Raw genomic sequence first — 17748 nt, 5'->3', positions numbered from 1 at the left:
GGAACCAAAACCTGCGCTGTGCGTTGACATGCCATGGATCACGCTGAAACGCCGCGCAACTTAGCCAACCGACAACCACAAATGATGCAGATCCTTGCAGGATTTGCCCTGCTGGGCTGTGTGGTTTTTGCGGTTTCGATCCTGATCGCGGATTGGGTTGTTCCAGACCACAACTGGATCGCTGACACGATCAGTGATCTTGGGGCCGGGGAATATGAATTCATTGTCGATATCGGGATCTATACGTTTTCCGCCGCATTGATCGCCATTGCGCTTTTGTCTGCGCATCAGCATCTGGGCGGCTCCGGCTGGAGCGTTGGTCTTGTGGCCTTTGCCCTTCTGGGCCTGATTGTGTTTCTGGTCGGCGCACGCAACGAATACGGCGACAGTGACCGCGACGGTGTGGTGATCCATCGCTTTCTTGTCTATGCGCTGGGTTTGTTGATGGCGGCAGCGCCTGCGTTGATGGCCCCGGGCGCGGCGCAGGTCAGCCGGGTGCACAGCCGCGTTTTGATCGCGTTGTCGATCCTGTGGTGCCTGTCCGCGCCCATTTTCTTTTTCCTGCCGACCTCGATTGACGGCCTTTATGAACGGGGTTTGGGCCTCATCGCCTTTGCCGTCGTGGGGACGTTGGCGCATCTGTTCTATCTGCTTTCAAAGGAGCGTTCCTGAACCTCCCGGCAGGGTGTTCGCTGCGCCGGGGCAACTTGCAGTCTGACCGGCGCGTGGCAAAGCGCAAGTTGGCCAAGTCCCTTTATTGCGGGCGGTCATCCCAAATGAACCCGATGTGATAGCACCCTCACACTCGCAGCTGTTTCGGGTGTTTCTGAACATCGGCGTGTTGGCAATCGGATGCGTCCTGGCTGTCTCGGCAAGTGTGACCTGGGTTTTGGGCCTGGTATTTGGCTGGCCATCCCGGTTTTGCTCTTGGGTGAGGAATGTCCTAGAGAGGGCCAAACGACATAGGCATGGCGCAATGAAGCTTTTTGTAGGTCTGGGCAATCCCGGCGGAAAATATGCGAAAAACCGACATAATATCGGGTTTATGGCCGTGGACGAGATTGCATCCGATCACGGCTTCGGGCCGTGGAAAGCGCGATTTCAGGGCGAGGCCTGCGAAGGCCGTCTGGGCGGCGAGAAAGTGCTTTTGCTCAAACCCGGCACGTTTATGAACAAATCCGGGCAATCCGTGCAGGCGGCGGCGCAGTTTTACAAGCTGGGGCCAGAGGATATCACCGTGTTTCACGATGAGCTGGACCTGGCCCCCGGAAAATGCCGCGTCAAACAGGGCGGCGGGCACGCCGGGCACAATGGCTTGCGGTCGATCCACGGGCACTTGGGGGCCGATTACGGCCGCGTGCGATTGGGCATCGGTCATCCGGGCCACAAGGACAAGGTGGCGGCCTATGTTCTTAATGACTTTGCCAAGGCTGATGCGGATTGGCTGGACGATTTGCTGCGCGGCCTTGCCGACGGCGCGCCGCATCTGGCCGAGGGAGACAGCGGCAAGTTCATGAACGCCGTGGCCCTCCGGGTTGCTCCGCCGCGTTCTTCCACATCAAAACCGAAGGCCGAAAAAGCGGACGTGCCGAAACCTTCGCCAACAGCCACGCCTGAACCGGACACACGCAGCCCGATGCAAAAGCTGTTGGACAAATTTCGATGAGCCTGAATTGCATAATCAGAACCTTTTGCCGTCAACGCAATTAACCGCACAGCGGGTTTTGGGCCGTTGGATCATAGACTGGCTGAGACCCTGGCAGATTTTCATGGCCGATGGGTGGATTGGGCCGGGCGCGACAGCTAAGTTGACGATGGAAGGGAGATCCAGAATGGAACAAGACGCATCCGTTAACGTATTGGGCGGCCCGCTTGGGCATTGCTCGTCTGATCCGATGACCGGGTTTTTCCGCGACGGGCAGTGTAACACCTGTGCCGCCGATCAAGGCAGCCACACGGTCTGTGCGGTGATGACGGCAGAGTTTTTGGCCTATTCGAAATATGTCGGCAATGACCTGAGCACACCAATGCCGCACCATCGTTTTCCGGGTCTGAAACCCGGTGACAGCTGGTGCCTGTGTGCGGGGCGATTTTTGCAGGCGCATGACGAAGGCTGTGCGCCCAAGGTAAATCTTGAGGCCACGCATCAACGCGCCCTGGAGATCGTGCCGCTGCAGGTGCTTGAGGCGCATCGTCTGGATGCGGACAGCCCCTCCTGACCCCGGATCAGACCTGCATTCTGTCAGGGGGCTGGCAGTGCGGGTTTTGACACTGCATGGTCTGACGGCTCGGCTGACAGGGGGTCGCCCATCAGATCGTCGATGAACAGGCTAAGAAGCTGCGGGCGGCCCGAGACGCCCGCCTTGCGGTAAATCGCGTTGGTCTGGGCTTTGACGGTGCCTTCCGAGGTCTTGCGAAGACCGGCGATTTCAGCGGTGCTGAGCCCTTTGACCGAAAACAGCGCGACGTCCCGTTCGGCGGGGGTCAATTCCCACTGGTCAAAGCGTTCAAACAGGACATCCATAAACGCACCAGAGGCCAGGCGCAGCTTTTCCTCGGCCTGACGCCTCCGCACGGTAGAGCGCGATAGCAGGATCGTGGTGGTGGCGACGCCGATGATCAGCCCCAGCGCGGCCCCGATTTCCATGATTTCATAAAGCGCCCAGGACACCGGCGCGTAGCGAATGCCCAGAAGCGGGGTCAGGATGTCCCACAGGAAAAACCCGGCACAGACAAGCTGCACCGCAAGAAGCAGGCCAAATCCGATCTGGCCCTTCACAGCTCTGGCCTTCGGAGCGGAATGCGGTCCGGGTCAATCATCGTCATCACCGCCACCATCGTCATCATCGCCACCGTCATCGCCACCGCCACCATCGTCATCGTCGCCACCGTCATCGTCATCGGCACCGTCACCGTCGTCGTCGCTGTCATCGTCGTCGCTGTCGGCGTTGTCGTCATCATCATCGCGGTCATCGTCTTCGCGATCGTCTTCGTCGTCGCGATCGTTTTCATCCCGATCATCATCGTCATGGTCATCTGACAAACGCAGATAATCGCGCAGGATTGTGCCTGTGGCCGGGTTGAGAATGATCTCGCGTTCGCCTGACGGGCTGCGTGCCAGGATGCGAATCCGCCCCAGAAACGTGCGTGAGATCCGGATATTGCGATATCCGTCCTCTTGCAGGCGGGCGATGACACGGCTTTGCAGATCCTGCGTCGCGCCAGAATGGGGAATGACCAGCCCCGCGCTCAGCAGGCTGGTCAAAAAGAACCGGCGGTTCACGACGGGCACCGGCGACAGGCGGGATCAATCGTCATCATCGTTCTGATCATCGTCGTCATCGCTGTCATGATCATCATCGCGATCATCGTCATCATCGTGATCATCGTCGTCCTCCCGGTCGTCCTGCTCGTCACGGTCCTCATCGCGATCGGTGTCGAAGCCTTCGCTGACAACCTGACCTGATGCGGTGTCATAGACCGCTTCGTAGTCGCGGCCATTCAGCTCTCCTTCTGCGACAAGGCGGTCCCCTTCCTGGTCCACGTCAATATCGGTGAACCCGCGTGCTGCCAAATCCGCAATGGCGGCATCTCGCAGATCTGAGTGCTCTGGGCGAACCGAATCGTCAACCTCCCAGCCTTCACTGACAACCTCACCGGACGCACGGTCATAGACCACTTCGTAGTCACGGCCCCGCAATTCGCCATCTGCGAAAATGCGGTCGCCTTTCACATCGAGGTCGATATCGGTCAGCCCTCTGGTGGCAAGATCTGCATAGGCGGCTTCGACAGCGGGGCCGCGGATATCCGAAGCGTCGCGCTCATCCTCCCATCCCTGGCTTATGATGCTGCCGGTGTTGCGGTCATAGATCACCTCGAAATCGCGGCGGCCTTTATCGGCGTCGGCGATGATCCGGTCGCCGCGAATGTCGATGTCGATATCGGTAAAGCCTTTCGAGGACAGATCGGCGCGGATCTGGTCAATCTGGTCGGAATTGGCCTGCGCGCCGGTGGTGAGGGCGGCGATAAGAGCGGCGGTGGCGGCATATCTGAGTGTCATGGTCGGTCTCCTGGTCGTTGCCCTGTTCGCAGAAGGGCGTTGCTGCAAGGTGGTGCGAACAGGACAAACCATGCCGGTCTTGAGGGGTCACCTCTATCTACAGAGGGTTTATCTTCGGGTCTGTAAACATCTGATCTAACAGCCTAAACTTTGGTTTATGACAGCCCTTGGGCAATACGCGAAAAATGAAAACGCCCCGTGCCAGGGGCACGAGGCGGTTTGAACAAGCTTTAGACCTTTGGTTTACACGGGCACCGGTTAGCCCATGTCGAATCCGAGATGTTTGGCGACAGCGAAGATGTCTTTGTCACCGCGACCGCACATGTTCATGCAGATGATGTGGTCTTTCGGCAGATCGGGTGCGATCTTCATGACATGGGCCAGCGCGTGGGATGGCTCTAGTGCCGGGATGATGCCCTCTTTTTCGCAACAAAGCTGGAACGCCTCGAGCGCTTCTTTGTCTGTGATCGCAACATATTTGGCGCGACCGATTTCGTGCAGCCAGGAATGTTCGGGGCCGATGCCGGGATAATCCAGACCGGCAGAGATGGAGTAGCCTTCGAGGATCTGGCCGTCATCGTCTTGCAGCAGGTAGGTGCGGTTGCCATGCAACACGCCGGGGCGGCCGCCGGTGAGCGACGCGCAATGCTCCATCTTGGCGTTCACGCCTTTGCCGCCTGCCTCGACACCGATGATGTTGACCTCTTTATCGTCAAGGAACGGATAGAACAGGCCCATGGCGTTCGACCCGCCGCCGATGGCCGCGATGATGGTGTCGGGAAGACGGCCCTCGGCCTCGTGCATTTGTTCCCTGGTTTCCTTGCCGATGATCGACTGGAAATCGCGCACCATCGCGGGGTACGGGTGCGGGCCTGCGACGGTGCCGATGCAGTAGAACGTGTCGCGCACATTGGTGACCCAGTCGCGCAGCGCGTCGTTCATGGCGTCCTTGAGCGTGCCACGACCGGAGGTGACAGGCACAACCTCGGCCCCAAGCAGTTTCATGCGGAAGACGTTGGGAGCCTGACGTTCGACATCATGCGCGCCCATGTAGACGACGCATTTCAGGCCAAACTTGGCGCAGACGGTGGCGGTGGCGACGCCGTGCTGGCCCGCGCCGGTTTCGGCGATGATGCGGGTCTTGCCCATGCGGCGGGCTAGGATGATCTGGCCCAGCACATTGTTGATTTTATGCGCGCCGGTGTGGTTCAGCTCGTCGCGCTTCATATAGATCTTGGCCCCACCCAGATGCGCGGTCAGGCGTTCGGCGTGGTAAAGCGGGCTAGGGCGGCCGACATAGTGCTTCCAGAGGAACTCCATTTCCGCCCAGAAGCTGTCATCGGTCTTGGCGCGTTCATATTGCTCTTCCAGTTCCAGAATGAGCGGCATCAAAGTCTCGGAGACAAAGCGCCCCCCGAAAATCCCAAAGCGGCCCTTTTCGTCGGGACCGGTCATAAAAGAGTTAAAAAGATCGTTCATTGCGCGCCTCATCTATCGAACGCGACACAGGTAGCGAGGTGTGGCGGTCGGGGCAAGGGCAAGCCAATTAGAATTGGCTTTGATGCCGCGTTTCGAAACGCGGCGGTCAAGCGGCTTGAAAGCCGCTTTCACCGCACCCGGCGGATCGGGTGGTGGTTGCAAAAGACAACGTCATGCCGCCCGTTGCGCACCGCCTGAAATCCGCGTTCCTAGACGGCGGCGATAAACATGTCGTAGCCCACCAATCGTTCGACATCGCGGATCTGGCGTTTGACCACACCCCCTTTGCGCGCCTCTGCGGAGGTCAGCATCTGATCGAGCCATCTTTCTGGCGTGAGGTGATCCGGCAAACCTGTCATACCCTGTGCTTTGTCAGATCAAGGTAAAGCCCCGGTTAACCGGTGACAGATCTCTCTAACGCCGGATAGCGCGCGGCCAATGTGAGGCCACGCGCCACGAAAGACGTCATGAGGGCCGCCCAAAGCCCGTGATTGCCGTAGCCGGGCACCAAGGCAAACGCCGTTGCAGCGTAGATCAGAAAGGACAGCAGCATCATGTTGCGCATGTCTGCGGTGCGGGTGGCCCCGACAAAAATGCCGTCAAACATGAACGAGGCCAGCGCCACGACCGGTGCGGCCACCATCCAGGGCAGAAACGCGGCGGCGGCGGTCTGGACCTCGGAATTTTTGGCCATCAGCGCGATGATGTCCGGACCAAGCAGCCAGAACCCGGCCCCAAGCGCCGCCGCACTACCGAGCCCCCACAGGCTTGCCACGATGGCGGCCCGGCGCAGGGTCGCAACAGCGCGCGCGCCCACGGCCTGACCCACGATGGCCTCGGCCGCAAAGGCAAACCCGTCCAGTGCGTAGGCCGTGATATACAAGAACTGCAGCAGGATGTGGTTGGCGGCCAGTGTGACATCGCCAAAATCCGCAGCCAGAAACATGAACGACAGAAAAATCGTTTCGAGCAGAAGCGAGCGGATCAGAATGTCGGAATTGACCCGCGCCATGCGAACAAGATTGAGCCGGTCAAACACCCGCCCCCAACTGCGCCAATCGGGCGTGCGAAAGGCGGCGCGGCACAGGTAAAGCCCCATGGCCAGCCCGCCCCATTCGGCCAGAAAGGTGGCCAGTGCCACACCATTGACGCCCCAGCCCAGACCAAGAACGAACCAGATGCTTAGAAGAACGTTGACGCCGTTCATCCAGACCTGCAGCACCAGCACCGCGCGCGTGCGTTCCTGCGCAATCAGCCAACCGGTGATGCCAAACACAGCAATGGCCGCAGGGGCCGACCAGATCCGGATCGCCATATAGCCCCGCGCCAGGGTTTCGACTTCGGCGCTGCCCGGAGCGATCTGGAATGCCGCCCAGATGATCGGGCTTTGGAACAGGATGATCACGGCCCCGGCGGTGAAGGCGATCATCAGAACACGGGTCAGGATGGCGGCGACTTCGGCGCGGTCACCCTGCCCCTGGGCCTGCGCGGCAAGCCCGGTTGTGCCCATGCGCAAAAACCCGAAAATCCAGTAAATGGCGGACAGAACGATTGCGCCAAGGCCGACAGCGCCGATGGGAGCGGCCTCTCCCAATTGTCCAACAACGCCGGTATCCACCGCACCCAGAATTGGGATCGTCACGTTGGACAAAACGATCGGCAGCGCGATATTCAGGACGCGCTTGTTGGTGACGTCGCCCCGCGCCCCCGCCGCGCCGGTCATTCAGAGGCGTCTTTGCGCGGCATCAGGAAATGCGCTGTCGCCTGAGCAAACGGACGATGGCGATTGTCCTGCCAGGCTTCGGCCTTGACCGAGGCATAGCGCCGTCCAGAACGGGTGATGGTTGCGCGTGCATAGGCGTCGCGCGGCAGGCCCGAGCGCAGGTAATCGACGGTAAAGTCGATGGTTTTGGGCAGTCGCGGTACAGTCCCGGCGGCCAGGGCTTCGACATCCAGAGTGCCGTTTTCAAGGTCTTCCCAGATATAGGTCCAGCTTAGGGTGATCACCGCGGTCACCTCAAGAAAGGCCGCGGTGACACCGCCATGGATCGCGGGCAGCATTGGATTGCCGATCAGCTTGTCTGCAAACGGCAGCACTGCCGTCACCTCATCCCCGCGCCGGTCAAAGGTGATCCCAAGGAAGGTGATGTAGGGCACGCCGCTGACCAATGCGCTGAGCGCGGCATCGCGGCGTTGTTTGACGATCTGGACGGGTTCCGGTGCAGGACGGGCCATGTCAATGCCCCTCGACGGTGAATGTGCCTGTGGCCATGGCAACGGGTTTGTCGGGATCGTCGTCAAAGGCTGTCGCGCGCACAAAGGCCACAGAGCGGGTAAAGTGATAGACTTCGGCGCGTGCACGGATCGGATCGCCGGGGGTGGCGGCGCGCATATAGTCGATGCGCAGGTCTATGGTTGCGGTTCCTGCGGGTGCGTCGGGATGGCTCATGACAGCAGCACCGCCGCAGGTGTCCATCAGCGCGGACACGGCTCCGCCATGGATCACACCGGTCTCTGGGTCGCCGATAAAGCGGTCATCATAGGGCATGGTGATCTCGGCCAGCCCCGCGCCCAGCTCTGTGATGGTCATGCCAAGGGCCTTGGAATGGGGGATGGTTTCTATGAACTGACGGGCAATCTGGGCTTTGTCGGCGGGCATGGTTTCGTCCTGTGTTTTTGCCGGTGTACGACGCTTCGCGCTGCAGGGCCAGAGAGCGCATCTGCCGGTTGCCCTTGCGGCACCACACTTCTATGCTTTGAACGAAGGAAAGAAGGCAACCACGTGACCGAGCACCGTCTGAGTTTCAAGGAAATGTGCGCCAGGTTTGACGTAACCCCACGCACATTGCGGTATTACGAGTATATTGAACTGCTGCAACCCGAGCGGGATGGTCGGTCGCGGTGGTATGGGCCGAAAGAAATTGCCCGGATGACGTTGATCTTGCGGGGGCGCAAATTCGGATTTCAGCTTGAAGATATCCGCCAGTGGTTGCTGATTTATGAAAACGAAGGCACCGAAGCCCAGATGCGGGCCTGGATCGATCTTGCTGACCGGCAATTGCATGAACTGCACGAACAACGCGCCCAGCTGGATGAAGCCATTCAGGAGTTGCAAGAGCTGCGCGACACAACCGCATCGAGCCTGTCCTGACCCATTTGCGCCACGCAGAATCAGTGCCTCCTGCGTCAAAAACGGCGTTGGGTGATTCATTCATCCAAAACACACTGACTGCGGGTAAGGTATTCCGTACCTAATATGTGTATCGAACTCAAAGCGCTTTGAAAGAATGTTTCGGCAAAGGGTGGCTGACGCAGAAGGATGTTACGTCAACTTTGAAGTGACGTGGCGTCCAAGTTACGTCAACGTAAATTCCCATTGTATGAAGCGTCACGCCTTTGCATTTCGATGCCATGACGGCACCGAACAAGGAATGTGAAAAATGACTGACGACCGCACCATGACGATCCGGGAAATGTGTGACGCCTATGACGTGACACCTCGCACCCTGCGCTTTTACGAAGCCAAGGAATTGCTGTTCCCGATCCGTGAAGGTCAGAAACGCCTGTTTACCAAACGGGACCGGGCGCGGCTCAAGCTGATTTTGCGCGGCAAGCGTTTTGGGTTCAGCCTTGAAGAGATCCGGCAGCTTCTTGACCTGTATCACATGGGTGACCAGCAGCAGACCCAGATCGCGCGCACCTATGAGATCGCGCAACAGCGACTATCGGATATGGAAACGCAGCGCGACGAGCTGACAGCGGCGATTGACGAATTGAAAGAACAAATGCGTTGGGGCGAAAAGATGCTCGCCTCGATGGAACAGACGAAAAAGGCGGCTGAATAAGCGGCCCGGTTTGAGGAGAGACCCGACATGCCAAGCTATACCGCACCTGTCAAAGACATGCAGTTCATCCTGCACGACGTTCTTGACGTCGCATCGCAGGATATCCCCGGCTATGACGAGCTGGACCGGGACTTTACCGGCGCGGTGATCGAGGAAGCGGGCAAACTGGCCTCCGAGGTGCTGATGCCGCTGAACAGCGTCGGCGACACGCAGGGCTGCGTTCTGGAAAACGGCGTGGTGCGCACGCCGGATGGCTTTAAGGACGCGTTCGATATGATGCGCGACGGCGGCTGGACGGCGCTGGATTGCGATCCTGAATATGGTGGTCAGGGCCTGCCCTATCTGATGCACACCGCGGCACAAGAACCTTTTGTGTCGGCCAATATGGCCTTCAACATGTATCAGGGCCTGACGCATGGCGCGTATTCGGCGATCTATTTTCACGGCTCGGATGACCAAAAGCAGACCTATCTGCCAAAGATGACCACCTGTGAATGGACCGGCACCATGAACCTGACAGAGCCGCATTGCGGCACCGATCTGGGTTTGATGCGCACCAAAGCCGAACCGCAGGACGATGGCAGCTATAAGATCACGGGTCAGAAGATCTTTATCTCGGCCGGTGATCACGACATGGCGGACAATGTCATCCACCTCGTTCTGGCAAAAATCCCCGGTGGGCCAAAGGGCATCAAGGGGGTATCGCTGTTCATTGTGCCGAAATTCCTTGTGAACACGGATGGATCATTGGGCGCACGCAATGGTGTGACGGTGGGCAAGCTCGAAGAAAAGATGGGCATCCACGGCAATGCGACCTGTGTGATGAACTATGACGAGGCAACGGGCTATCTGGTGGGCGAGATGCACAAGGGCATGCGTGCGATGTTCACCATGATGAACGAAGCGCGTCTGGGTGTGGGCCTTCAGGGCTACGCACAATCCGAAGTCGCCTATCAGAACGCTGTGGCTTACGCGAATGACCGCTTGCAAGGGCGGGACGTGACCGGGGCAAAAGCACCAGACAAGGCGGCGGACCCGATCATCGTACACCCCGACATACGCCGCAATCTGATGGATCAGAAATCCTTTACCGAAGGCGCGCGCGCGTTCACCTATTGGGGCGCATACCTGATCGACCGGGCGCACAAGAATTCGGACAAGGACGCCGATGGCCTGATCTCCCTGCTGACCCCGATCATCAAGGGCTTTCAGACCGACAAGGGCTTCGAGATGGCGGTGAATGCCCAGCAGGTCTATGGCGGGCACGGCTATATCGAGGAATGGGGTATGTCCCAGTTCGCGCGCGACGCCCGGATCGCCATGATCTACGAAGGGGCTAACGGCATTCAGGCGCTTGATCTGGTGGGCCGCAAGCTGGCGCAGGACGGCGGCAAGCACGTCATGGCCTTCTTTGACATGATCAAGAGTTTCATTGCTGAAAACAAAGGCCAGGACGCGGCGTATGACAGCGACTTCCTGGAGCCGTTGAAGGCCGCCTCCAAAGACCTGCAGACCGCCGCGATGTATTTTGTCGAAAGCGGCATGAAAGATCCCAATAACGCGCTTGCCGGGTCTTATGACTTCATGCACCTGTTTGGTCATGTCTGCCTTGGCTATATGTGGGCGCGGATGGGGCTTGCTGCACAGACGGCTTTGTCCGAGGGTGCCTCTGACACCGCGTTTTATGAAACCAAGATCGCCACAGGCCGTTACTATATGGCGCGCCAGTTGCCCGCCACCAAGATGCACCTGGCGCGCATTGAAACCGGCGCAGAGCCTGTCATGGTGCTGGACGCGTCGAACTTTTAACTCCGGGAGGACAGATGCCCAAACGCTTTCGCCTAACCCGTCGCTTTCCGGCCGCCATGACCGAAGACGGCTATCGCCGGCTCAAACGGTTTGCCGATGCGGCGGGCCTGGATGAGGGCGAGGCGCTGTCCTTCCTGTTCGAGAATTTCGACAGCGTGACGGACAGCGAGGCTTTGGGCCATCGGTTGCGGCTCTTCAATGCCGAGCTGGACGCGCGCAAACGATGACGCGGGATGTGGGGGGAGCCATGCGATCAAACTGGATGACCGACGAGCACGAGATGCTTGCCGAGATGACCGCGAAGTTCATCGAGACCGAGTGGCAGCCTTTGTATGACAAGTGGCGCAAGCAAGGACAGATGGACCGCGAGATCTGGCAACAAGCCGGTGAGTTGGGTCTGTTGTGTCCGTCTGTGCCCGAGGAATACGGCGGGGCCGGTGGGGATTTCGGCCACGAGGCGGTGATCCTGATGGAAGCGGGCCGGGCCAATTTGGCAAGCTGGGGCCACGGCATCCATTCGGGAATCGTGGCGCATTACATCCTGGAATACGGGACCGACGATCAGAAACAGCGCTGGTTGCCCAAGATGGTGACGGGCGAATTGGTGGGCGCTTTGGCCATGACCGAACCCTCGGGCGGATCAGATGTGCAAGGGATCAAGACCCGCGCGTTGCGGGACGGCAATGCCTATCGCCTGAGCGGGCAAAAAACGTTTATCACCAACGGCCAGCACGCGAACCTGATCCTGGTGGCGGCCAAGACAGACCCGACGCAAGGGTCCAAGGGAACGTCCCTGGTCGTCGTGGAAACCGACGGCGCAGAGGGTTTTTCGCGCGGGCGGAACCTGGAAAAGATCGGCTGTCACGCGGCAGACACGTCAGAGCTTTTCTTCGACAATGTCGAGATCGCACCCGAGAACCTGCTGGGCGGCGCGGAAGGCCAGGGTTTCTACCAGATGATGCAGCAATTGCCGCAGGAACGGCTGATCATCGGCTGTGGCGCAGTGGGCGCGATGGAAGGCGCTGTGGCGCGGACCATCGCCTATTGCAAAGAGCGCGAAGCCTTTGGTGGTCCGCTGACGCAGTTCCAGAACACGCGGTTCAAACTGGCCGAATGCCACACCAAAACCACGGTCGCGCGCGCGTTTCTTGACGCCTGCATGGTCGAGCATCTGCGCGGGGAATTGTCGGTCGAAAAAGCCGCGATGGCGAAATACTGGCTGTCAGACACGCAGGGCGAGGTGCTGGACGAGTGCGTCCAGCTTCATGGCGGTTATGGCTACATGCAGGAATACGCCGTCGCCGAAATGTGGGCTGACGCGCGGGTGCAACGCATTTACGGCGGCACCAATGAGATCATGAAAGAGCTGATTGCGAGGGCGCTGTGATGATCCTGTCCTTTGCGCAAATGGCAAATTGCGGGAGCCTCCGGCGGGAGTTTTCCAGGCAAGATGAAGGCGCACGGAAAGGTCCACCCCGCCGGCCGGCCTCTTTACCACGCGGTGTCAGGCGCTGTTGGCGGGGCTTCACCTTGCACATGGCTCAGCTCTCCAGCCTGCCATGCGTGCTTAGACTAAGTCGATTACCCTTAAAGGTCGGTAAAGAAAGCACCGGTTCTGTCTTCATCTTGCCCGGAAAACTCCCGCCGGAGGCACCCTGCCCTGATCGGCCCGCCCGACCTTTCAAGGAACAGAACCTATGAGTATCCAACTTTATTGTTTTGGCGAAAGCGGGAATGCCTACAAGGCGGCGCTGGCTTTGGAGCTCGGCGGGCTGGACTGGGTTCCGGTTAAGGTCGATTTCTTTGGCGGCGAGACAAGGACCGATAAGTTCCGCACGCATATCAACCCAATGGGCGAAGTGCCGGTGATGGTCGATGGCGATGTGAAGCTGACGCAATCGGGTGTGATCCAGATGTATGTCGCGGAACATTCGGGCAAATTTGGCGGCGCAACGCCAGAGGAGGCGCGTGAGGTGATGCGTTGGATGTTTTGGGACAATCACAAACTGTCGAGCCAGGCCGGCATGACGCGGTTCTTGATGAACTTCCTGCCCGAAGGGAAGCGCCCCGCAGACGTTATCGGCTTTTTGCAAGGACGTCTGAAGGCAGCGTATAACGTGCTCGATACACATCTTGACGGGCGCGACTGGATCGTGGGCGACGGGATCACCAATGCGGATATCTCGTGTTGCGGCTACCTGTTTTACCCCGAACCTTTTGGATTTGACCGCGCAGATTGGCCGAATATCGACCGTTGGCTGTCGGGGATTGAGACCCTGCCACGTTGGAAACACCCCTATCACTTGATGCCTGGATCCCCTGCGGATCGGGCCTGAGACGGAGACGCGACATGAGTGAAGCTTACATCTATGACGCCGTGCGTACACCGCGCGGCAAAGGTCGCAAGGACGGCAGTTTGCACGAAGTGACCTCTGTGCGGCTGAGTGCGCAGGTGCTGGACGCCGTGAAGGATCGTAATGGGCTTGAGGGCCATGCGGTGGAAGACGTGATCTGGGGCAACGTCACCCAGGTCGGAGAACAGGGCGGATGCCTGGCGCGGACGGCTGTTTTGGCGTCCGGATTGGACGAGAGCATTCCGGGACTGGCGATCAACCGGTTCTGTGCGTCAGGTATGGAAGCGGTGAACCTTGCCGCGAACCAGGTGCGTGGCGGTGCAGGCGACGCCTATATCGCAGGCGGGGTCGAGATGATGGGCCGCGTCGCCATGGGCAGCGATGGCGCTGCGATTGCCGTCGATCCCTCCGTGGCGATGGACACCTATTTCGTGCCGCAGGGCATTTCGGCCGACATCATTGCGACCGAATACGGGTTCAGCCGCGATGAGGCAGACAGCCTGGCCGTCGAAAGCCAGAAGCGCGCCAAGGCGGCCTGGGATGACAACCGCTTCGCCAAGTCGATCGTCGAGGTGCGCGACCAGAACGGTCTGCCGATCCTCGACCATGACGAATACATGCGCCCCGGCACCGACATGCAGTCGCTTGGCGCGTTGAACCCATCGTTTCAACAGATGGGCGAGGTCATGCCCGGCTTCGATGCGGTCGCGCTGATGAAGTACCCGCATCTGGAAAAAATCAACCACATCCACCACGCGGGCAATTCGTCCGGCATCGTCGATGGCGCAGCGGGCGTGCTGATCGGCAACAAGGAATTCGGCGAGAAATGGGGTCTCAAACCCCGCGCGCGGATCAAGGCGACCGCCAAGATCGGGACAGATCCGACCATTATGCTGACCGGCCCCGTCCCCGTGACCGAGATGATCCTCGCCGACACGGGCATGAGCATCAGCGACATTGACCTCTTCGAGGTGAACGAGGCTTTTGCCAGCGTCGTGCTGCGCTTCATGCAGGCGTTTGATGTGGATGACAGCGTGGTTAATGTGAACGGCGGCTCGATTGCAATGGGGCATCCCCTGGGTGCGACAGGCGCGATCATCATCGGCACGCTTCTCGATGAATTGGAGCGCACGGGCAAAGGCACGGGCCTCGCCACGCTGTGCATCGCATCCGGCATGGGTGCAGCGACGATTATCGAGCGGGTTTAAGGAGCGGCGACATGACTGATTTTACGATGAAAAAAGACGCGGGTGGCGTGGCGATCATCACCTGGGACGTGCCGGGCAAATCCATGAACGTGATGAGCCGCGAGTCGATGATGGCGCTCAACGATCTGATCGACGACGCGCTGGCGGATGAGGCCGTAAAGGGGATCGTGATCACCTCTGGCAAGTCGGATTTCGCGGGCGGCATGGACCTCAATACACTGGCGACCATCCGGGCCGAGGCCGGGGATGACCCTGCCGAGGCGCTGTTCGACTTCACGATGAACGGCCATCACATGCTGCGCAAGATCGAGCGTGCGGGCATGGATCCGAAGACGTTCAAGGGCGGCAAGCCGATTGCGGCGGCGCTGCCCGGTACCGCGCTGGGTATTGGGCTGGAGTTGCCGCTGGCGACGCACCGCATCTTTGCCGCCGACAACCCAAAGGCCAAGATTGGCCTGCCCGAGATCATGGTGGGCATCTTCCCCGGTGCGGGTGGTACGACGCGGCTGGTGCGCAAGATGGGGGCGATGGCGGCGTCTCCGTTCCTGTTGGAGGGCAAGCTGTCTGATCCGAAAAAGGCCAAGGCCGCCGGGATCATTGACGAGGTGGTTGACGATCCGGTGGCGGCCGCGCGCGACTGGGTGCTCAACGCGAAGGACGCCGATCTGGTCAAGCCGTGGGACGCCAAGGGCTACAAGATGCCCGGCGGCGCGCCGTATCACCCGGCTGGGTTCATGACGTTCGTTGGCGCATCCGCGATGGTCAACGGCAAGACCAAGGGCGTTTATCCGGCCGCAAAGGCTTTGTTGTCAGCGGTTTACGAAGGTGCGTTGGTCCCGTTTGACACCGCGCTGAAAATCGAGGCGCGGTGGTTTACTCAAATTCTCATGAACCCCTCGTCATCGGCGATGATCCGGTCACTTTTCATTAACAAACAGGCACTAGAGAAAGGCGCTGTCAGACCGGCGGATGTTGCGGATCAGTCGGTCAGGAAAGTGGGCGTTCTGGGCGCTGGCATGATGGGCGCGGGCATTGCACTGGTGTCGGCGCAGGCCGGGATCGAGGTTGTTTTGCTCGACCGGGAACAGGCCGCTGCGGACAAAGGCAAGGCATATGTAGAGGCGTATACAGCAAAGGGCGTAAGCCGGAAGAAAATCACGCAGGACAAGGCAGATGCGATGCTGGCGCGGATTGTGCCAACAACCGATTACGCGGAACTGAAAGACTGCGATCTTATCGTCGAAGCAGTGTTCGAGGACCCCAAGATCAAGGCCGAGGTGACGCAAAAGGTCGAAGAAGTGATTGGTGAAGACTGCATCTTTGCCACCAACACATCGACCCTGCCGATCACAGAGCTTGCGAAGGCCTCAAAACGGCCTGATCAGTTCATCGGCATTCACTTCTTCAGCCCGGTTGAAAAGATGATGCTGGTCGAGATCATCAAGGGCACCGCGACAGGCGACCGCGCGGTGGCCAAGGCGCTCGACTTTGTGCGGCAGATCAAAAAGACACCGATCGTGGTGAACGACGCGCGGTTCTTCTATGCCAATCGCTGCATTATTCCGTATATCAACGAAGGGATACGGATGGTGAAGGAAGGCGTGGCCCCTGCCCTGATCGAAAACGCGGCAAAGCTGGTGGGCATGCCACTTGGTCCGCTGCAATTGGTGGATGAAACGTCGATTGATCTGGGGGCCAAGATTGCCCGCGCCACGAAGGCGGCGATGGGTGATGCCTACCCGGATGAGGCGGTGGACGAAGTGATCTTCTGGATGGAAGAGCAAGGCCGCCTGGGTCGCAAGACCGGCGCTGGGTTTTACGACTATGATGACAAGGGCAAGCGACAGGGCCTTTCCGAGGGTGTCTTGGCGCAATATCCACAGGCCGAGGAACAGCCAGACCTGGTTGATGTGCAACACCGTTTGCTGTTCGCGCAGTCCCTGGAAGCGGTTCGCGCATTGGAAGACGGCGTGCTGATGGATATCCGCGAAGGCGATGTGGGGGCGATCCTTGGCTGGGGCTTTGCACCTTGGTCAGGTGGTCCGCTGTCCTGGCTTGACATGCTGGGCGCGGAATACGCGGCGGCCCGGTGTGATGAATTGACCAATGCGTTTGGTGATCGCTTCACTTGCCCGGATGTGTTGCGGGATATGGCAACAAAAGGTCAGAAATTTTACGGACGTTTTGGCGAGAAAGCGCAAGCGGCGTAACAATTTCTTCAGTCTTGAGCAGATAACGTCGTCCCACAATATGGGGCGGCGTTTTTTATGGCGATCATTGCGTTAGCATTAAAATTGATAATGGAACTGCGCGATATCCTGGGCGCATATGTTTTCCACAGCTGTACGCGTTTCATCGGTGTATGCGCGGCGGTAGTCGGCAGGCCGGTTAGATCGGTTAACATGCGGGATTTGCAGCGAAAAACCCAGATGGGCCTCCAATGGCGCGATATCGGCTGCGAGGTGCTCCAACCGGATGTAATGGCACAGCAAATCGGTGCCATCGGCAGGTCGCATGTAGCTGCTGTAAGGTGTTGCACTCAGCGCGTCACGGGTCTGATCGTGCAGAACAAACGCATCAAACGATACCGACCGGGCCAGTGTCACCGCAGGGTGGTCAAAACGTTGATCCCGCAACCAGTGATAGTAGCTGACCATCCGGTCCCACGGATTGCGCACCAATGTGAAAACGAACATCGCGGACAACGTCCTTGGTGGCAGCACGCCATCCATATCCGCCAGCGTGCTGTGTTTCCAAAGCCAGCCCTTGGCGGTAAGCGATTTCAATCGTCCTTTTCGCTTTTGCGCCTTCGGCGTGTCGCCAATCAGGATGTCATCCCGATGCGCGCGACTTTCCAGGGCCAGCGCCATCGAGGTGCCACCGGTTTTGGGGATATGCACAAAAACAAACTGGCGACCAGGCGAAATAATCATGCGCCAGAGGTGCCATTGCCAGACGGATGAGGCAAGGAATTGCTTTTCCCCGGCACGATC

At 59.2% G+C, this 17748-nt stretch carries 20 protein-coding genes; 11 read left to right on the top strand and 9 right to left on the bottom strand.

Features of this window, described 5'->3' with window-relative positions:
- The first annotated feature begins 84 nt into the window (after positions 1-84).
- From ACG74X_RS04775 to ACG74X_RS04765, 3 genes are all read left to right on the top strand, one after another.
- Entirely contained in the window at positions 85-672 is a 588-nt protein-coding gene (locus tag ACG74X_RS04775; protein ID WP_411233016.1) for a DUF998 domain-containing protein, read from the top strand.
- Positions 673-976: 304 nt separating this feature from the next.
- The gene (gene pth / locus ACG74X_RS04770; RefSeq protein ID WP_411233015.1) at positions 977-1666 is read left to right on the top strand and encodes an aminoacyl-tRNA hydrolase; all 690 of its coding nucleotides are present in this window, start codon (positions 977-979) and stop codon (positions 1664-1666) included.
- 166 nt (positions 1667-1832) lie between these two features.
- Positions 1833-2219: a DUF2237 family protein gene (locus ACG74X_RS04765; protein WP_411233014.1), complete on the top strand. Its 387-nt coding sequence runs from the start codon at positions 1833-1835 to the stop codon at positions 2217-2219.
- A gap of 23 nt (positions 2220-2242) precedes the next feature.
- On the opposite strand, the gene ACG74X_RS04760 is transcribed toward ACG74X_RS04765, so the two are convergent.
- The 8 genes from ACG74X_RS04760 to ACG74X_RS04725 form a co-directional block, all read right to left on the bottom strand.
- Positions 2243-2779 (bottom strand): helix-turn-helix transcriptional regulator, encoded by a 537-nt coding sequence (locus ACG74X_RS04760; RefSeq protein WP_411233013.1) that lies wholly within the window; start codon positions 2777-2779, stop codon positions 2243-2245.
- A 33-nt stretch (positions 2780-2812) separates the two neighbouring features.
- Positions 2813-3292, bottom strand: a complete 480-nt coding sequence (locus ACG74X_RS04755) for a hypothetical protein (protein WP_411233012.1) — start codon at positions 3290-3292, stop codon at positions 2813-2815.
- 15 nt (positions 3293-3307) lie between these two features.
- A complete protein-coding gene (locus tag ACG74X_RS04750) occupies positions 3308-4060 on the bottom strand; it encodes a hypothetical protein (protein ID WP_411233011.1) in 753 nt (250 codons plus the stop codon).
- Between the two features lie 258 nt (positions 4061-4318).
- Positions 4319-5539 carry a tryptophan synthase subunit beta gene (trpB, locus tag ACG74X_RS04745; protein WP_411233010.1) on the bottom strand — a complete coding sequence of 407 codons (1221 nt, stop codon included), beginning with the start codon at positions 5537-5539 and terminating at the stop codon, positions 4319-4321.
- 209 nt (positions 5540-5748) lie between these two features.
- Entirely contained in the window at positions 5749-5898 is a 150-nt protein-coding gene (locus tag ACG74X_RS04740; protein ID WP_411233009.1) for a hypothetical protein, read from the bottom strand.
- Positions 5899-5933: 35 nt separating this feature from the next.
- Positions 5934-7262 carry an MATE family efflux transporter gene (locus ACG74X_RS04735; RefSeq protein WP_411233008.1) on the bottom strand — a complete coding sequence of 443 codons (1329 nt, stop codon included), beginning with the start codon at positions 7260-7262 and terminating at the stop codon, positions 5934-5936.
- Positions 7259-7774, bottom strand: coding sequence for a PaaI family thioesterase (locus tag ACG74X_RS04730; RefSeq protein WP_411233007.1), 516 nt, complete (start codon positions 7772-7774; stop codon positions 7259-7261). The genes ACG74X_RS04735 and ACG74X_RS04730 overlap by 4 nt, the downstream gene beginning before the upstream one ends.
- A 1-nt stretch (position 7775) precedes the next feature.
- A complete protein-coding gene (locus tag ACG74X_RS04725; protein WP_411233006.1) occupies positions 7776-8198 on the bottom strand; it encodes a PaaI family thioesterase in 423 nt (140 codons plus the stop codon).
- Between the two features lie 123 nt (positions 8199-8321).
- Here ACG74X_RS04725 and ACG74X_RS04720 point away from each other — a divergent pair, with 123 nt between their 5' ends.
- The 8 genes from ACG74X_RS04720 to ACG74X_RS04685 all read left to right on the top strand — a co-directional run bounded on the left by ACG74X_RS04720 (position 8322) and on the right by ACG74X_RS04685 (position 16965).
- The gene (locus tag ACG74X_RS04720) at positions 8322-8690 is read left to right on the top strand and encodes a MerR family transcriptional regulator (RefSeq protein WP_411233005.1); all 369 of its coding nucleotides are present in this window, start codon (positions 8322-8324) and stop codon (positions 8688-8690) included.
- 289 nt (positions 8691-8979) lie between these two features.
- Positions 8980-9384 carry a MerR family transcriptional regulator gene (locus ACG74X_RS04715; RefSeq protein WP_411233004.1) on the top strand — a complete coding sequence of 135 codons (405 nt, stop codon included), beginning with the start codon at positions 8980-8982 and terminating at the stop codon, positions 9382-9384.
- Between the two features lie 27 nt (positions 9385-9411).
- A complete protein-coding gene (locus ACG74X_RS04710; protein WP_411233003.1) occupies positions 9412-11193 on the top strand; it encodes an acyl-CoA dehydrogenase C-terminal domain-containing protein in 1782 nt (593 codons plus the stop codon).
- A 14-nt stretch (positions 11194-11207) separates the two neighbouring features.
- On the top strand, positions 11208-11420 hold the full coding sequence (locus ACG74X_RS04705) for a hypothetical protein (RefSeq protein WP_411233002.1): 213 nt from the start codon (positions 11208-11210) through the stop codon (positions 11418-11420).
- 20 nt (positions 11421-11440) lie between these two features.
- Entirely contained in the window at positions 11441-12580 is a 1140-nt protein-coding gene (locus ACG74X_RS04700; protein ID WP_411233001.1) for an acyl-CoA dehydrogenase family protein, read from the top strand.
- A 310-nt stretch (positions 12581-12890) separates the two neighbouring features.
- A complete protein-coding gene (locus tag ACG74X_RS04695; protein ID WP_411233000.1) occupies positions 12891-13529 on the top strand; it encodes a glutathione S-transferase family protein in 639 nt (212 codons plus the stop codon).
- 14 nt (positions 13530-13543) lie between these two features.
- The gene (locus tag ACG74X_RS04690; protein WP_411232999.1) at positions 13544-14755 is read left to right on the top strand and encodes an acetyl-CoA C-acetyltransferase; all 1212 of its coding nucleotides are present in this window, start codon (positions 13544-13546) and stop codon (positions 14753-14755) included.
- An 11-nt stretch (positions 14756-14766) separates the two neighbouring features.
- Positions 14767-16965: a 3-hydroxyacyl-CoA dehydrogenase NAD-binding domain-containing protein gene (locus ACG74X_RS04685; protein ID WP_411232998.1), complete on the top strand. Its 2199-nt coding sequence runs from the start codon at positions 14767-14769 to the stop codon at positions 16963-16965.
- 78 nt (positions 16966-17043) lie between these two features.
- On the opposite strand, the gene ACG74X_RS04680 is transcribed toward ACG74X_RS04685, so the two are convergent.
- Positions 17044-17688, bottom strand: coding sequence for a sulfotransferase family 2 domain-containing protein (locus tag ACG74X_RS04680; RefSeq protein ID WP_411232997.1), 645 nt, complete (start codon positions 17686-17688; stop codon positions 17044-17046).
- Positions 17689-17748 lie beyond the last annotated feature (60 nt).

The organism is Marivita sp. S0852 (genome assembly GCF_046591575.1).
GTDB lineage: Bacteria > Pseudomonadota > Alphaproteobacteria > Rhodobacterales > Rhodobacteraceae > Marivita.
Note: the sequence above shows the minus strand (reverse complement) of the source record. Positions and strands in the feature narration are given on the sequence as shown.

What these genes read in the sequence shown, in the direction of transcription:
- ACG74X_RS04775 (WP_411233016.1), top strand. Translation starts at nt 85, where the DNA reads ATGCAGATCCTTGCAGGATTTGCCCTGCTGGGCTGTGTGGTTTTTGCG.
- pth (WP_411233015.1), top strand. Translation starts at nt 977, where the DNA reads ATGAAGCTTTTTGTAGGTCTGGGCAATCCCGGCGGAAAATATGCGAAA.
- ACG74X_RS04765 (WP_411233014.1), top strand. Translation starts at nt 1,833, where the DNA reads ATGGAACAAGACGCATCCGTTAACGTATTGGGCGGCCCGCTTGGGCAT.
- ACG74X_RS04750 (WP_411233011.1), bottom strand. Translation starts at nt 4,060, where the DNA reads ATGACACTCAGATATGCCGCCACCGCCGCTCTTATCGCCGCCCTCACC.
- trpB (WP_411233010.1), bottom strand. Translation starts at nt 5,539, where the DNA reads ATGAACGATCTTTTTAACTCTTTTATGACCGGTCCCGACGAAAAGGGC.
- ACG74X_RS04740 (WP_411233009.1), bottom strand. Translation starts at nt 5,898, where the DNA reads ATGACAGGTTTGCCGGATCACCTCACGCCAGAAAGATGGCTCGATCAG.
- ACG74X_RS04735 (WP_411233008.1), bottom strand. Translation starts at nt 7,262, where the DNA reads ATGACCGGCGCGGCGGGGGCGCGGGGCGACGTCACCAACAAGCGCGTC.
- ACG74X_RS04730 (WP_411233007.1), bottom strand. Translation starts at nt 7,774, where the DNA reads ATGGCCCGTCCTGCACCGGAACCCGTCCAGATCGTCAAACAACGCCGC.
- ACG74X_RS04725 (WP_411233006.1), bottom strand. Translation starts at nt 8,198, where the DNA reads ATGCCCGCCGACAAAGCCCAGATTGCCCGTCAGTTCATAGAAACCATC.
- ACG74X_RS04715 (WP_411233004.1), top strand. Translation starts at nt 8,980, where the DNA reads ATGACTGACGACCGCACCATGACGATCCGGGAAATGTGTGACGCCTAT.
- ACG74X_RS04710 (WP_411233003.1), top strand. Translation starts at nt 9,412, where the DNA reads ATGCCAAGCTATACCGCACCTGTCAAAGACATGCAGTTCATCCTGCAC.
- ACG74X_RS04705 (WP_411233002.1), top strand. Translation starts at nt 11,208, where the DNA reads ATGCCCAAACGCTTTCGCCTAACCCGTCGCTTTCCGGCCGCCATGACC.
- ACG74X_RS04700 (WP_411233001.1), top strand. Translation starts at nt 11,441, where the DNA reads ATGCGATCAAACTGGATGACCGACGAGCACGAGATGCTTGCCGAGATG.
- ACG74X_RS04695 (WP_411233000.1), top strand. Translation starts at nt 12,891, where the DNA reads ATGAGTATCCAACTTTATTGTTTTGGCGAAAGCGGGAATGCCTACAAG.
- ACG74X_RS04690 (WP_411232999.1), top strand. Translation starts at nt 13,544, where the DNA reads ATGAGTGAAGCTTACATCTATGACGCCGTGCGTACACCGCGCGGCAAA.
- ACG74X_RS04685 (WP_411232998.1), top strand. Translation starts at nt 14,767, where the DNA reads ATGACTGATTTTACGATGAAAAAAGACGCGGGTGGCGTGGCGATCATC.
- ACG74X_RS04680 (WP_411232997.1), bottom strand. Translation starts at nt 17,688, where the DNA reads ATGATTATTTCGCCTGGTCGCCAGTTTGTTTTTGTGCATATCCCCAAA.